Raw genomic sequence first — 14,796 nt, forward strand, 5'->3', positions numbered from 1 at the left:
GGACTAATAGTATATGACAAATTAGGCATGGCTTGTTTCTTGCCCAGACTCTCGATTTTTATGTTTTCCCCTAATCCGAGCAACATTCTCCTGAGATACCTCACCCAAAATTGCCTCCATCAACCTTACAAGTGCAGCTTGCCGTATTTGAGAGTTGTCGCCCAGTTTTGCAAGAAAATCGTTAACTAAATGGTCAACTTGGTCTTGGCAATCGCGGTCAATTCCAACCATCTGATGAATTTCTTGACCGTCTGGACGGGTGACAGTAATTCGGCGGGCATCAAAACCCGCACCTTTTGCAGCAACTTCTTTCTGTAGGGCTTCCAAATTCTTGAACCGTCTAGAGATGTCACTCAGATTAATCTCAAACTTAGTAACATCCTCATCTGTCCAAGACTCAGCGGGTTTATCAGCCACAATCATCACTAGGGCTTCTAACCACTCCTTATCCGCTACAGTCTCATCTGCTGCTGCCACTGTGAAACTATGAAGAGTTCTTTCAATAGACTGTCCCATTAGATGATTGGAACGAACCCGTAAATCTTCCCGCAGCTTTGTTTCGCTGCTGCGAACCCCAAACGCATCGTAAAGCAGGGATTGACACCTACTCAGCAGTTCATCATAAGCTGTCTGAATTTCGCGGAGCGCTTGAACCAACTTTTTGCGGAGGGTTTTAGCTGTTGTGCCATCGTCAGCTTTACCAGTACCAATAGGAGGCAACTTGCAAGCTTGGGGTAAGGCTGTAAATATGAGTTCATCAGGTTCGGGTGCCTGCTGTAAGGTTTGCAAAACAGCTAGTGCTTCCGAACTGAGGCGTTTAGTCTTCTTAGTGTAAGCGGGCTGCTTTTTAACAAACTGGAACAACGGTCTAACTACCGTCAGCAGTGTGGTATTTCTAATTCCCGGTGGCATTTGAGAGTTGGGCGATCGCAATATCGCTTCCAGTTCTTTGAAGACTTGCGAGCGCACTCCCACCACTTCAAAATATTTAACAGCGAACCGGGAAGGGTCTTTAACCAACAGCTCAAAATGTTCTGCTCCCAACACCGGGATAAACGTGCCGTCTTTGTATACGCCAACATCATCAATGTGGTACAACAAAACAGCCGCTAGCAGCACCGGAATTACACCCCGTTTTACTCCAATTGGCGGTGCTTCCAATTGCTTATAAAGATTGTCTAAAGTCTGCTGTTTGTGCTTGGCCAAAAGACAGAAATCCTCAATTCCCTGCCATCCAGTCAACACGCCGGAGTCTTCATGAGGTGGGAAAAATCCCCAGTCTCCATCTTCAGACCTGTGAATACCTGTGTTCTTCAGCACAGAAAAATACATACTGACTTCAGGGCCATATCCCTGCAAACCCAGTCGTTCTTGCTCTGGATCTTCAAGCATTGCTTCAATCAGTTCCCGTCTGGCTTTAGCACCTTGAGAAGTTAATTCACGGCGATTAATTAACTCATTCCAAAGGATAATACCTTGACCGTAAACCTCATCGCAGACATCTGAGAGCTTGCCGTTGAAATCTGTAACGTGACCGATTGTTTCTTGTTTTCCCTGTATCCAACAGCAGCTCTTTGGGTCTGCCACATCAAAAGCTTGTGAGAGTGTTTCATCTAACAATTGTTCTGCTTGAACCAACCGATATCGAACTTCCTTCCTTGCTACCCCATCATTTTGCAACTCAGGGGCACTGGTTTGAATTTTTTTCAGTGCTGCAAATTCCCTCGCTCTGCTTCGCAGTAAATCTAGTTTGGCAGCACGCAACACAATCAGCGGAGTCCCATCAGCCGCAGTAGATGGCACATCAGTTAGGCTAGCTTCATCCACCCAATACCCCACCAAACCATCACCGCCATTACTGGCACATCGCAGTTTTTTTAAGTCTTCTAAACCATCAAAATACCTGCGCTCAAAGTAACGCAGCGTACCTTTTTCGTAGCTGTGACGCTGAGCAACCAAGGGTGTGAGCGGACGGATGGCGGAAAGAAGATTGACTAAAGAAGATCGCTCTTGTTCGAGATATTTTGTCAGTTCAAGATCGACATTAAAGTCCGACCCTTCCCAAATCCGCAACTCGTCCAGTTGTCGCCGATGATTGACAATACCCTTCTCGATAAGACTTTCAATTACTTGTTGCCAGTGACTCAAGCTAGTGTCAGAAGGACTGTCGCACATTGCCAGCGACACCAGAGTTCTCGTTGCCATCACCGCACCCGTAGTAGTCACGAGGTTTAAAATTCCAATTGCCTTCAAAACTCGCAGAGTATCAGTATCTTTACGTTTAGCATCCTCAATTAAATTCTGAATTTCTACCCACCGCTGGAGATTTGGTCGTGAAGCTAAACCCATCCCCACCGCTTCGATGAAATAGTCGTAAACTCTATCCAACTTCAGCGTCGGCAGAGACTCTTTCCCCCTTTCGGGCAAGCAATCTACAACCGCAGTTTCCTCTAAAAAATTCCTAAAAGAATAGGGTTCAGCGCTAGTGAGAAATGTAAATAACGATCGGTCATTTTGGGCATAGCGAGTGCAGAGAATTGGCAACACCAACGCTACGATGGGATGCAACGGGTAGACCTCATCCAGCAAGTTGAGTGTAAAATCATCCTTGATGTCACTTGGCAAACCCTCCAACCATTCTGCTGCTTGGCTATTGATGGCACAGAGAATTGCTTCTGCATTAGAGCGATTGATTGCTTGACCAATCAATCGCATCATCTGTGCTGGAGAATCATTAAATGATATATGCTCAAATCTTCCCTCAATCTTCGCCCATTCGTTGCGCTGTACAGAGGCTAATCTTTCGCCATAATCGGTAAATGCTTGGTGCAACAGACCTACTATATAAACCTGAGAACCGTTATCTCTTGACAGTTCAGCAAGTTGCTGCAACAGATATAAGTCTTCAGCGCCTTGGTTTTGGACAGCAAATTCTAAATTTTTGCCCAGTTCGTCAATAATTAGCAGCATATCTGTTTTCGCAGATGCGGCTACTTCCTGCACTAAGTTGAGGACTTTCCGACTATCTACTGCCCCTCCTTTTGCAACAAGTCCTGCAATATCTACCAGTTTTTTAGCTGCGTCTAATTTATTTCTATCTTGAACTGACCAAAAAACGTTTGCTCCTTGTTCTAAAGCACGCACAATCGTATGCGAGAGCGGTTCTCGCTGTGCTGTAGCTACGGCTCGAAACAACCCCTGACTCGGTATATTCTCTTTTAAAGCGAGGTACTCAGAACTATCCGAGCCTAATGGTTCTGATGCAATTTCTAGCGCCTTTTGGCGCATCTGACTGCTTTGGGGAGCGCACAGAGATGCCAGAAAATGGGCAAAGGCAGATTTTCCCGTACCATAGACGCTAGTTAAAGTCCAAGCGCTTCTGGATTGCTTTTGGGTTAATCCAGCTAGGATGCGTCTGAGGGCATTGACTGACCTCTCAGTTGGGATATATCCCAGCAAGGCATCGATTTTTTCTAAATCCCGCTCAATGTTGATGGAACGAGAGTAGCGACGATTGAGGCTGAAGTATTGAGATAACGGTTTGTTCATCGTTTTACTCTCGCGTACCGTCTCCCTTTGTAATACTTATCTAGGATATCAAGAGCTAGCTTCTCTGGATCGTTCGTAAAGGAAAATTGAATTAAACCAGCCGATTCAGACAGTTGGATTGAGTCCGAATGTCTTGCCACCTGTTCAATTGCGTCGCAGATAGCACTCTGGGAAAGCTTAAATGCCATACCGGGGCTGCCAATATCGTAAAGGAGGCGAGAGATTGCTATAGTCCTTGACCCGCGACCAACCCAGCTAGCATATTCTAAGCAGGCTGAAACGACTATCTCTGCTGGTAAATTTCTCGCTTGACCAACTCGGAATGTGTAGTGCCTGGAGTCTCCGGCTGTGCGAATGATTCCCAGTTCAGTAAAGGGACAATCCAGGCTGTCCTCAGTTACACCGGTCTTGGGAGTTCCTTGTTCCACATACATTCGCAAAATACAGGTGACATCCTTTTTCAGGGAAGACTCGGCGATGCGAGGTGCCACACTATCTCTGTAATCGCATAAAGCATTGAATAATTCGTCTTGGGAAAATTCCACTGCCCGAAAAACGTTGAACGTAAAATGCCAAGCTGTTGCCAGACAGGGCGGTTTGAGTAGGTTCCAGTGCAGTAGCCATAGCGTTGCAGGGTCTTCACTGAAGGGGTCCCAACCATCATCTTTTAAGAGGCGATCGCCATTGTCTGAGGAGGCATTATCTGGTAGCACTTTGAAGGCATTGCACCAGTAGCGAATGGCATTCACCATGTTTTTTCCAACACCCAGCCGCACTGGGGCATCTTCCCGCAAGAATACTTCTGGATCTTGTGTGGCTGCATCAAAACCCTTTTTGAGCCAGCCAAACCGGGGATGAAAAGTCTCGTGTCTGGCAAAGACCGGATTCCCACTATACGCTGGATTTAGGGTACTAAATATGTCTTGGTCGGGCTGTTTCACTGTGACTTCTGCTTGGGTTGGTACTCGCGAGCGTTCTCAAGCACCAGTTTTGTTGTAGGTATAGGCTAAAACATATACCAAATTCAGACTGGAACAAAAACTATCCTAATCTAATTTCGACGTAAATTACTGACGGGGTGACAATCCCTCTTTTACCTTTATGGTAAGAGCGTTGAGGCTCCTGAACCAGGAAAAAGATAACGGATTATTGACACGTTTATTGACTCCTGGACTAAAGCCCCTGGCACATAGCGATGAGTGCGATATCCCTCACAAGAGAGCCCCTCCGTAACCCGTGGAGGGGAACCCACGCTTGGCTGACAATCGGCTAAAAACCTTGAAACGACTTTCGCCCCTCCGTGCGATCGTCGTACAATAAGAGTAAACATCGAATTCACTCGCGCACTCTTCACGCTCAAACAGAGCGTGGAGGCTGTAACTGTAAATTTTCGGTTGTGCATTTTCGGTCGTTCGGGAACTGTCACGCCTCGCGCGATCGCCCTTTCTGAAGAGACTTACCCAACATCGAATTCACTCGCGCGAGACTACACAACAAATTTTGATCCTATAAATTATCCAATCTTCTGACAAGTGTCGTAAAGCTATAATTCAAATATATCGTATTGCCTGCGCCTTACTTGTGTGGGGTTTGTGCTAAAAAGTTTAGCCTATAAAACTGGTCTAAGAATTTATCAAATTCAACACTCCAGTGCTGTCAAATTATTTAATTGGGTAACTAAAACGTCCAGATGTTCCGATGTTTATCGTCTAGTTGGTGAGCGCTGCTGTGCGGCGTAGCCACCCTAAAGCGCTTGTGACAATTGCGTAAGTCCTGGGATTAATTCATTATCTCGGTGCTACAACATTACCGGCTCCACTTCACCTTGCTGCTGGACTCGATGATTACCGACCGATTCAAGCTATTCGCGAACCCTAACCCTAGTTATAGGTTCAGAAATAGTTAGGATACAACTCGCAACCTCCTGTTCTATCCTAACTATTTTTGAGCCGAGCGAGCAGCTTTTTATCCAAAAAACTTTAGGCGTTTCAACCACTTCTGCCAGTATTCCAGCAATTGTTCGCGTTCCAACACAAATATTTCCGCATCTTCACCGGGAAGAGCCACAACAATCAAAGCATTAACAATTTTATCACCAAACAGACTCTCACCATAGCATCGATTAATTGCCCCACCATAAGCAACCAACTGTAAAGGCTTGTCGTAGAGTTTTTCTACTCGCAGTTTAGGTTCTTCAGCAGTTGTCCACTCAATAGTGCATGGAACACCTTCATAACCGGCAACTAAATCAACTTTCCCGGCGTATTCTTCCACGTAATTTGGCACAACTGTCTCGACCAACTGGACATCGCTAAGTTTCTCCAGTACAGACTGAACGCTATAACAATAGGGCTGAATTAGGCTGGAAGCAGTGGGAGATAATCCTTGCAAATAATCCTTAACCCACTGATGCAATAGTTCTCCCCGGCGACGGCTGGTTAGAGCAATGCGATTTGCTTCTGCATTCCCTACTTTATTGCGCCAATTAGAAAGAGCAGCTACAGACTCAATCGGCTGTGTAGCCTTAAGTATTGTGGTAACGGCTGGTAGCAGAATGCAATTTTCATCTTTGTAGTAAAACCGTCCATTAGCTCTCGTTTTTTTCATGATAAGAATCTCCCAAAAATTGCTAAATTCAATCTCGCAATTTAGCTTGGGAGATATCTCTCACGTTGAGGCTGACTTAGACTGACTTAGGCTGACATATCTACAATCTTCAGTTTCAGCCTGCTATTGAATAGCATTTTTGCTCCATAATAAGTAATATAAGAGCAGCCCTAACTGTGATTTAAGGCTAGATGGAAGATACTGAATTCGTTGTCAGGTAATAGAGAGGTTCGTCAATGTCGCTGCCGCGTGATTTTTTGATTGAGATGGCTCGTAAGTATGCGCTTTCGCCTGAGCAAGAGGATGCTTTTGTAATCTGGTTTAGCAGTAACAAGACAGAGTTGGAGATAGCAACAGAACTCCAGATCACTAACAGTGCGCTTACCACTCGCATGAGCCACGTTTACAAAAAGTTCAGTATCAACGGTAAAGGCCCTGGTAAATATGGTCGATTGCTCAATTTTACAACTACTGAGTATCGTAAATTTAAGGCTTCAGACTCTCCAACTGCTAATCTTTCAGACGATGAGTTGAATAACTTGGTGCAAGAGGTGCGCTCCTATTGCCGCGAGATGATTCAAGACCAGTGTGGTACAATGCGATCGCTCACCATGTCACAACCCATTGACGTAAGTGACCTCTACACCAACGTCAACATTCTGGAAAAAATTCCCAGTCGCCAGTGGCGCGAAGTTGATGAAATCGTACAAGATTGTAACCCGGAAAACTTCGATCGCTTTGGACTTGGCAAAGTAATTGATAGACGGATACCAGGACTAGAAACGGTTGAGAAACACTCAAAATTGATGGTGTTGGGTAAGCCAGGGTCAGGAAAAACCACATTTTTGAAGCATTTAGCAATCCAGTGCAATACAGGTAAATTTCAAGCTAATCGCGTCCCAATTTTTATCACGCTCAAGCAGTTTGCAGAAGCAGAAGAAAAACCTAGCTTACTCGAATACATCACCCAGATGTTTTATGATTGTGATGTCTCTGCTGACCAAATAGCTGTGCTTTTGAAGCAGGGTAAAGCACTGGTTTTACTTGATGGTTTGGATGAAGTGAAGGTTGAGGATAACAGCCGTGTCATCAAGCAAGTTCGTGATTTTTCTGAGAAGTTTCGCGCCAATCAGTTTGTAATGACTTGTCGGCTTGCAGCAAGTAACTATACTTTTGAGAAGTTTAAAGATGTTGAAGTCGCGGATTTTGATGACGAACAGATTAACACCTTTGCCCAGAAGTGGTTTAAAACTAATCACCCAGCCAAAGCAGAGGAATTTATTCAGCAACTTAATGAAAATGAGCCGATTCGAGAACTGGCAACAAATCCGTTACTGTTAACGCTGTTATGTTTAGTGTTTGAAGAATTACATAAATTCCCTGCTAATCGTTCAGAACTTTATGAAGAAGGAGTGGATATCCTACTGAAACAATGGGATGAAACGCGAAAGATTGAGCGAGAGCAGGTTTATAAAAATTTATCAGTGCAACGCAAGAAAGATTTACTAAGTCAAATTGCCTTAACGACATTTGAGCGGGGAGACTATTTCTTTAAACAGAAAGAACTAGAGCAGTATATTGCAGATTACATCCGCCATCTACCTAATGCTCAAAACGAGCCAGAAGTTTTGCAACTGGATAGTGAGGCAGTGCTGAAATCAATTGAAGCGCAGCATGGGCTATTAGTGGAAAGGGCGCAGAAAATTTATTCTTTCTCTCACCTGACGTTTCAAGAGTATTTTACTGCCTCGAACATTGTTGGCAATTCCGCTCCACAGGCTTTAGAAAGTTTGGTCATCCATATCACAGAGAAACGTTGGCGCGAAGTCTTTTTGCTAGCAGTTAGCATGATGAAGCCTGCCGATGAGCTACTCTTGTCAATGAAAAAGCAGGTTGATGAGCTTGTAGCTGATGAGAAGTTGCAACAGTTTCTCGCCTGGGTGAATGCAAAATCTTGCTCAGTCAAAGTTTCTTATAAACCAGCAGCTATCCGTTCTGTATACTTTGATCTTGAGCTTGACCATGCCTCTAATAGGATTCGTGCCCGTGTTTCTAGTCTTTTTACCTTAGCTCAGCTCATCGATCCCAATTTTGTATTTTCCCCTACCTTTGACCTCGATCAGGCTTTTTACTATCTTCTTGTATTTTCCCGTGCCCTTGATTCTCAACTCGCTTCTGCTCGTGCTTTTGAACTTGACCATACCAATGGTGTTGATTCTGAGCTAAAGCAATTGCTTCAACAGCTCAAAGAGCAAATGCCTGACCCTCATAGAGACAAAGAAGAATTTAATAAATGGCGGAAAGCTCACGGTAAAGCTTGGGCTGAACAATTAAGAAGCATAATAATAGAACGTCTTAATATTGGTCACAAATGGCAGTTTAACGAAGAACCGAATAAATTGCTTCAGCAGTATTATAAAGCCAATGAGTTGCTTGCGGATTGCGTCAATAGCACTTGTTGTCTGAGCAGTGAGGCGCGAACGCATATAGAAGAAACTTTATTGTTACCAATAGCTGAAATTGAGAAGAGAAAGCCTAGAGGTTGAATCCCAGCGTTCCATGCGTTTTTTGTTCAGCTACTGCACATTCTTTGCCACAATGCCCGTATAAAGCAAATCCTCCAAAAATTTATAACCCGCCTGCTCCAAATCACCCGCTATAGAAAAAGTCAAACTCCGAATTCTAATCCTACCAACCCTGATATCCAACGGCTCAACTAACGGTATCGGATACACCAAAATAGCCTCCTGACACCCCTTTGCCTCTGCATAAGCTACCACCTGAGCAATGTCACTCGACGCAGGTGCAGTAGGAGCTTTGTACTTAGTATCCAACACATATTTAGCTCCCCCCGTTGCCACATCTGGCAACACCAAATCAATATCAAAATAGATATCCTTCTCTTCACCAACATACAATCTTTCTTGAGATTTAATATCTAAACCCTGTGGCAATAGTGCAGCTTCCCGATGTGCTTTCAACCACTCCGCCACAAAGCGTTCGTAGAGTCGCGCCATGTCAACCAAAAAGGGTAACATCGAGCGATCGCCCATCTCAAAACTCGGTCCCATTTGCTCCAAAAAGAACCAACAAAGCGCGTGTAATAATCGATAATCTTCATTCAAACGGTTGTACTGTCGCCCCACACAAACTTGCGGACTCTTTGGCTGCAAAGTCACCAAACCCTGTAACAAATGATAAGCTCGGCGCACAGTCGGTAACACTCGTTCCGTACACAAACCACTCCGAGCAATACACCAAACAGTCCAAGCTAAAATCTGATTCTCTTCAATATCTGCCGTATGTTCATCATAATCACACCGCACTTTAATATTCCAAGGTTTACTAATAACCTCTCGCACATTAATGCGTCCTCGGACATAAGGTAAATACTCAGTGTTAGGCAGATAAGCACAATAAAATCCTTGACGACCTCGGTTAAGAATTCGACTAGCTAAAATATCAGCCAATCGCTCATAAAACTCTTCCAAACTTTGACAATCAAATAGCCCTTCTAAAAAGCGAAAACTCTTGAGGTCATAAGCATATTCCAACATCCCCAGGAGATTACCCAATTGCACTTTTGGGCGCAATGCCAAGTGGAAATCAGGCGTTAACGGGATGTGTCCCACCCATCCTCGTGCAGTCAATCGCCATCGGTTCCCAGTTTTAGGAGAAGGGAAATCTACAGCTACCTGTGTCTCATAATTGTGCCACAAAGCTTCCCCCACCGCGTCGGGAATTTCAGATCGCGCCAACAGCACCGGACTATACTCAACTAACTCAATTATCCGTGGAGATGCTGCACTCATAGACCAACCTGCTGCTTCACATTATCCCAGCGAAACTGATTTACCTTACTCGGTTGGTCAAAAAAATACTCCTCCAAATATGGCTCAATTTCAAATTGCCAAATGCTCTCAATTTGTTCGGTTATATCGGGACGCATAAAAAAGCTAATACCTACTTCATAGTGGGGATTTTCGATTTGTTTATTTAGCTGTTTTAATAATTGAATTAATCCCTCCGCAGGGAAGCCACTTGAAGAATGATAGCGACGTAAAATTTCGTAGTTCGGGTATATAGAAATAAAAGCAAAGCGACGGCGCAGTGCATGGTCTACTAATGCAATCGAGCGGTCTGCTGTATTCATCGTGCCGATAATCCGCACATGATATGGAATGCTGAAAACTTCACCAGATGCTAAATAAATTTGTTCGTTGCGGTACTCTAATAGATACATCAATTCGCCAAAAACACGGGCGACATTAGCGCGGTTAATTTCATCAATAATCAAAACACAAATATTCTCACAGTTGCGTGCTTTCTGGCAAAAATTCAGAAATCTTCCATTCACTAGCGGGTAGTCTAATTCTCCATTTTTTGTTTGCGGACGGATACCTTGCACAAAGTCTTCGTAAGCATAAGCGGGGTGGAACTGGACAATATCTACAAAACTATCTCCACCACCAATTAAATGTTTAGCTAACTTCTTAGCAATATAAGTCTTACCCGTGCCTGGTGGCCCGTAAAAAATTGCCTGCTTGGTGCGCTTAAGTGCCTGCAACCAAAATTTTAACGTTTCTTCCTCAATTCCAGTATCTTTTGCACATTGGGCTAAGGTATATTCCGGTTGCAAATTCATTTCTTCGATATCCAAAGAAGGGTCAATAACTTCATCTACTTGTAAAAAATCCTGACCTGCAAAGTCATATTTTTTAATGCCAACCAGCCAATGACAAAACATATCGAATAAGTCATCGTCTCGCAAAGCTGGTACGCCCGGTATGTGCAGATTTTGAGCTAATTCTTTAATCAGCTTACGTCCGGTAATGTCGATCGCTGGATAATCTGTCAGCTTTTGACTGTAAGATGTATTAGCGAAGTAATTAATAACTCGTTGCGATTTGCGATTAATTAATAAAAAATCATCAGGTCGGAGTGCGTTAAGGATAGGCGAGAGCATCCCTGTTGGGAAATCTTTGGAATAAGGCAATTCGGCAAAATCCTGACAAGCTGCTGACAATTGAATAGGATCTTTATGGCAGCGACCGATAAAATTTAAAATCGATACTGCTACTTTATGCCAATCTTCCGGCTTTGTCCACTTCGCCCCGTCAAACCATTCTTTTATGTCTTTTGTGATAGCTGGAGCCTGATGTATCCAGGCTCTTCTTTGAAGATTGTTAGCACTTTTTCCGTAAGGTAGTAGTTGTAGTAGGACTGCTTCTGTCACGTCTTCTCCAGACTCGAATGCAGAGGAAATTGCCTCAAAATTCCTCTTCCCCTGCTGACGCTGCTCATTGTAGGCGGCTGTGTGACGCAGCCCAGCGGGGGTGTAAGGATATGAGGTGACGAATTCTTGAAATAGTCTGACAAATTCAACTTTCTTTTCTACTACCATATTTTTATATTCTTGAATTAAATTTAATAATTTAACCAATTGTTCTGGTCATTCTTGGTCAGTCATTATCTCTGTTTTATCTTGTCCCAAACTATTAATAATTTCATATTCACTCTCCTTCAGATAACGATAACTCTGGGGAGGACGGAGGTAAGACAACTTTTTTGGCAATCGTTTTAATGGAACAGGTTTGTCAAAATGTCTGAGATTTTTGATCAGGATACCAACGATTAACGATGCCCCTTTATAATAGGTGTAAAATTTTTGTCTGCTAATGCCAACACTGTCTTGAAACTTATCCCAAAAAATTTTCAGTTCTTGAGGCGATGCTTTACTTTCAATCACACCCTCCACCTCAAATGAGCCTACAAAAACCTTTTCAGGAGATGAAACATAAACTAGAACAATGTCTCCAGGGGTTAAACGAGTGCGAACTCTACGCAGTTCAATTTTCTTCGTTTGGTCTTTGAAAATTTTCTTAGCGTACTCCGGTTTTATTGACAGTAAAAGGATAGTAGATCCCATAAAAATTCAACTTCTGCTTGAAGCCTAAACTCCTAAATTATACACTTTGACAAAGCATTCTACTAAAACTTTTTCAGGGCAAAGAAAGGAGAGTTTTTTCTCAGATATTTGCCGCAGTTGTTGTGACGGGATAGGGTTATCGAATAACTCAATATCACTAAAGCGAATTGCCATTATATTACCATGCTTGTCTCGATTTATCTGCTCAAGATCGCTCAACTTATATACCCCTAATTGTTGAAAACGTTGATAAAGCTCCTTGGGTTGGCCAATGACAACCTCATCCACATAAGAGCAGGCTCGCACAGATTCTACTTCGCAGTATCCTTTGCCTTTCCCTTCTTTCTGTGTCCCGCTTACATACCAGAGAATTCGACAGGGAGCTTGTAATCCTCTTGAGTTCTTCACAGAGCGATAATAGACAGCTTCACGGTTGAATGCCATTTCAGGTTTGGTTCCGAATAAGGTTTGGTTAGCTAATCCTTCATCGAATAAATCTGCTGCCCATTTAGGTTGAATTGGAATGATAAACGTAGGAATTTCAGAATCAATAATTTTAGCCGGAAACAAGCAGCGTTCAATGTCTACTGATCCTTGCACATCTGTAATAATGTTTTTTGTATTAAGACTCTCGGCAAATTGAAAACAAATCTGATATTCCTGTCCTAAAGTAGAGCCTAGAGTAATCAGACGCTGTGACAATTCAGATGCAGTTTCAGCTACAGCTAAGTTTATCTTTAACCACCCATTTGTAACTCGTCGGAAGGAAGAAGTCTCATGAATTGCTGTCATCACGGTTTCGGCTAGGTACGAATCAGTAATCCTTGTAAATTGCCGTTTTTCGCGAGCCGAACGCAATATGGATTTAAAAATTAAGTGGCGTACAAGTGTTCCTGATAAAGGATTATTTCCAACCCGCAGCATCGGGATTTCTAGTTCATGCTTTTTCTGATTGCCATACACAACCAAAGCTAGTGGTTTATTTTTTCCTTCTCTAACAACCAAACACTCAAATTTATCTAATTCTGCAAGAAACCGACGTAGCTGTTGCTGAAATTCAGCCTTTGTTTCTCCCTGTTCTTCGCACTGAAAATAGTTACTTAATAAATCTTCTTGCCCCTTGTGAACTGGGATTTGTTCTAGCTGTGTAGTTCCAGCTAAACGTACAGGCTGATAGTCAAGTTTTCTACGAAGTTCGTCTAGCTGAGTAATTAGGTCGTTAGGGCGAATGATTGACAATCTAAAATTTTCATAAATTTCACTACCTAACTCTAATAATTTATTATTTAGGGTGACAAAAAGCTGAGAATCTGAGGCAATAGTCCTAGCTAAGTGACGGACTTCTAGTTCATCAATCATTGCACCTTTATCGGACAATAAACTGCTTAATGAATGAACAACTGAATCAACAAATTGATGACTGCGTAAACAGGTAAATTTTTTTTGAGCAAAGTTGCGCTGCTTATTCCTTTCTTTACTATCCTTGAGCAAGATTATTTTATTAAATATTTCATCAGTTATGCAAAACTCTAATTCAGTCTGTAGCCAATCAGCAAATAGAGACTTTGATTCAGCAAAATCAGTTTTTTTATCTATATAAATTTCGCCAAATATTTGCGTATCAATAACTACACATAGTCGAGACTCAAGTTTCTGTTGAGAAGCAGTCGAAAATAGGTCTGTATGACCGTTATCGAACCACCAATATGTGAGTAGCTTTCCATCCTTACTCCTTCCTGTTTTCTCATGTTTGGCAACAAAACCTAGCCGATACCACATTTTTTCTAATTTGAAATCCTCACGACAATGTAACCCAATTCCATTAGAATTTTTGGTTATTTGTTTAAGGTAATCGAGCAGGAATTTGGCTACCCCTTTACCGCGATGTGCTGGAGCGGCGCACAGATGAACTAAGCTATGGCGATTGTATCTTTGGGCATACCGATATAACACATAGCCGATGCACCCCGCTTGAGAATCAAGTGCTACAAATATATTCCCGCGTCTGGCATGGTCAAAAAAAGCAGTATGATTAAGAAAGCCAAGAGTTTTTCTATTGGCATCCCCCAGTTTTATGACGGTTGGTAAATGTGGGGATTTTTCGTCAATCACTTCAATCTTTACTTCCACTGTCTTTCTGTTTTTACTTGGGTGTTTCTGCATCGTGCTTGAGAGCAAGTCGTTACCTCTCAAGTTCAGAATAGCCGATATCTATATTTTGCAGGCGGTTAATGAAAGACTAGCGACTAAATTTTGCGCCTACCTGATATCTGTACTAAACATTAAATCGCACCGCGAGCGTGCAACGCTGAGCTATCAGTCGGCCGCGAGCGTGCGGATACCGCCCCGTCGTCGCCGCGCTCGAACGCCCCAAAGTCGCCTGCACCAAATGAATCCGCGTATTCCGCCGATCATCGCAAGTGCGTCATTCGCGTGCGAATGTCGAGCGCCTGTGGGGGCTGACGTTTCCCTCAATCCCCGCCCGCTTGCCCGCCGCCACCACAATCCGATGCACTTGTGCCGGCTTGAGATGCCCGTTGTGCTTGCTTAAACAGAACACCGGCTCATCCGACCCCGCCGTCCCCCGCAGCAGCAGCACCAACTTCCAAGTCTCAGCACTAAAAATCACTTACCTAACATTGAAGCGTTGGCTTAGACATCAATTGAACTCTCATGCAGCTAAGGCTTTGCAATACTGACATTTTTTCATA

General features: G+C 43.3%; 9 protein-coding genes. 2 read left to right on the plus strand and 7 right to left on the minus strand.

Annotation, left to right across the window (positions count from 1 at the left end):
* Window positions 1–21 precede the first annotated feature (21 nt).
* The 3 genes from JGK20_RS02605 to JGK20_RS02615 form a co-directional block, all read right to left on the minus strand.
* A complete protein-coding gene (locus JGK20_RS02605; protein WP_293229255.1) occupies window positions 22–3,549 on the minus strand; it encodes a hypothetical protein in 3,528 nt (1,175 codons plus the stop codon).
* Window positions 3,546–4,490, minus strand: coding sequence for a DUF4007 family protein (locus JGK20_RS02610; RefSeq protein WP_293229257.1), 945 nt, complete (start codon window positions 4,488–4,490; stop codon window positions 3,546–3,548). The genes JGK20_RS02605 and JGK20_RS02610 overlap by 4 nt, the downstream gene beginning before the upstream one ends.
* Window positions 4,491–5,514: 1,024 nt before the next feature.
* Window positions 5,515–6,156 (minus strand): exonuclease, encoded by a 642-nt coding sequence (locus JGK20_RS02615; RefSeq protein ID WP_293229260.1) that lies wholly within the window; start codon window positions 6,154–6,156, stop codon window positions 5,515–5,517.
* A gap of 236 nt (window positions 6,157–6,392) precedes the next feature.
* Here JGK20_RS02615 and JGK20_RS02620 point away from each other — a divergent pair, with 236 nt between their 5' ends.
* Window positions 6,393–8,702, plus strand: a complete 2,310-nt coding sequence (locus tag JGK20_RS02620) for an NACHT domain-containing NTPase (protein ID WP_293229263.1) — start codon at window positions 6,393–6,395, stop codon at window positions 8,700–8,702.
* 30 nt (window positions 8,703–8,732) lie between these two features.
* Here JGK20_RS02620 and JGK20_RS02625 read toward each other — a convergent pair whose 3' ends face one another.
* From JGK20_RS02625 to JGK20_RS02640, 4 genes are read right to left on the minus strand one after another with little or no spacing between them, the layout of a single operon-like run.
* Window positions 8,733–9,968 carry a restriction endonuclease gene (locus JGK20_RS02625; RefSeq protein ID WP_293229266.1) on the minus strand — a complete coding sequence of 412 codons (1,236 nt, stop codon included), beginning with the start codon at window positions 9,966–9,968 and terminating at the stop codon, window positions 8,733–8,735.
* Window positions 9,965–11,599, minus strand: a complete 1,635-nt coding sequence (locus tag JGK20_RS02630) for an AAA family ATPase (protein WP_366038425.1) — start codon at window positions 11,597–11,599, stop codon at window positions 9,965–9,967. Before JGK20_RS02630 ends, JGK20_RS02625 begins: the two co-directional genes overlap by 4 nt.
* Window positions 11,600–11,608: 9 nt before the next feature.
* Window positions 11,609–12,085 carry a hypothetical protein gene (locus tag JGK20_RS02635; protein WP_293229269.1) on the minus strand — a complete coding sequence of 159 codons (477 nt, stop codon included), beginning with the start codon at window positions 12,083–12,085 and terminating at the stop codon, window positions 11,609–11,611.
* A 24-nt stretch (window positions 12,086–12,109) separates the two neighbouring features.
* The gene (locus JGK20_RS02640; protein ID WP_293229271.1) at window positions 12,110–14,248 is read right to left on the minus strand and encodes a GNAT family N-acetyltransferase; all 2,139 of its coding nucleotides are present in this window, start codon (window positions 14,246–14,248) and stop codon (window positions 12,110–12,112) included.
* Window positions 14,249–14,505: 257 nt separating this feature from the next.
* Here JGK20_RS02640 and JGK20_RS02645 point away from each other — a divergent pair, with 257 nt between their 5' ends.
* Complete coding sequence (locus tag JGK20_RS02645) at window positions 14,506–14,784, plus strand: hypothetical protein (RefSeq protein ID WP_293229274.1); 279 nt, start codon at window positions 14,506–14,508, stop codon at window positions 14,782–14,784.
* Window positions 14,785–14,796 lie beyond the last annotated feature (12 nt).

The organism is Microcoleus sp. PH2017_05_CCC_O_A, assembly GCF_020738785.1.
Taxonomy (GTDB): Bacteria; Cyanobacteriota; Cyanobacteriia; order Cyanobacteriales; family Microcoleaceae; genus Microcoleus.

What these genes read in the sequence shown, in the direction of transcription:
- JGK20_RS02615 (WP_293229260.1), bottom strand. Translation starts at nt 6,156, where the DNA reads ATGAAAAAAACGAGAGCTAATGGACGGTTTTACTACAAAGATGAAAAT.
- JGK20_RS02640 (WP_293229271.1), bottom strand. Translation starts at nt 14,248, where the DNA reads ATGCAGAAACACCCAAGTAAAAACAGAAAGACAGTGGAAGTAAAGATT.
- JGK20_RS02635 (WP_293229269.1), bottom strand. Translation starts at nt 12,085, where the DNA reads ATGGGATCTACTATCCTTTTACTGTCAATAAAACCGGAGTACGCTAAG.
- JGK20_RS02625 (WP_293229266.1), bottom strand. Translation starts at nt 9,968, where the DNA reads ATGAGTGCAGCATCTCCACGGATAATTGAGTTAGTTGAGTATAGTCCG.
- JGK20_RS02605 (WP_293229255.1), bottom strand. Translation starts at nt 3,549, where the DNA reads ATGAACAAACCGTTATCTCAATACTTCAGCCTCAATCGTCGCTACTCT.
- JGK20_RS02620 (WP_293229263.1), top strand. Translation starts at nt 6,393, where the DNA reads ATGTCGCTGCCGCGTGATTTTTTGATTGAGATGGCTCGTAAGTATGCG.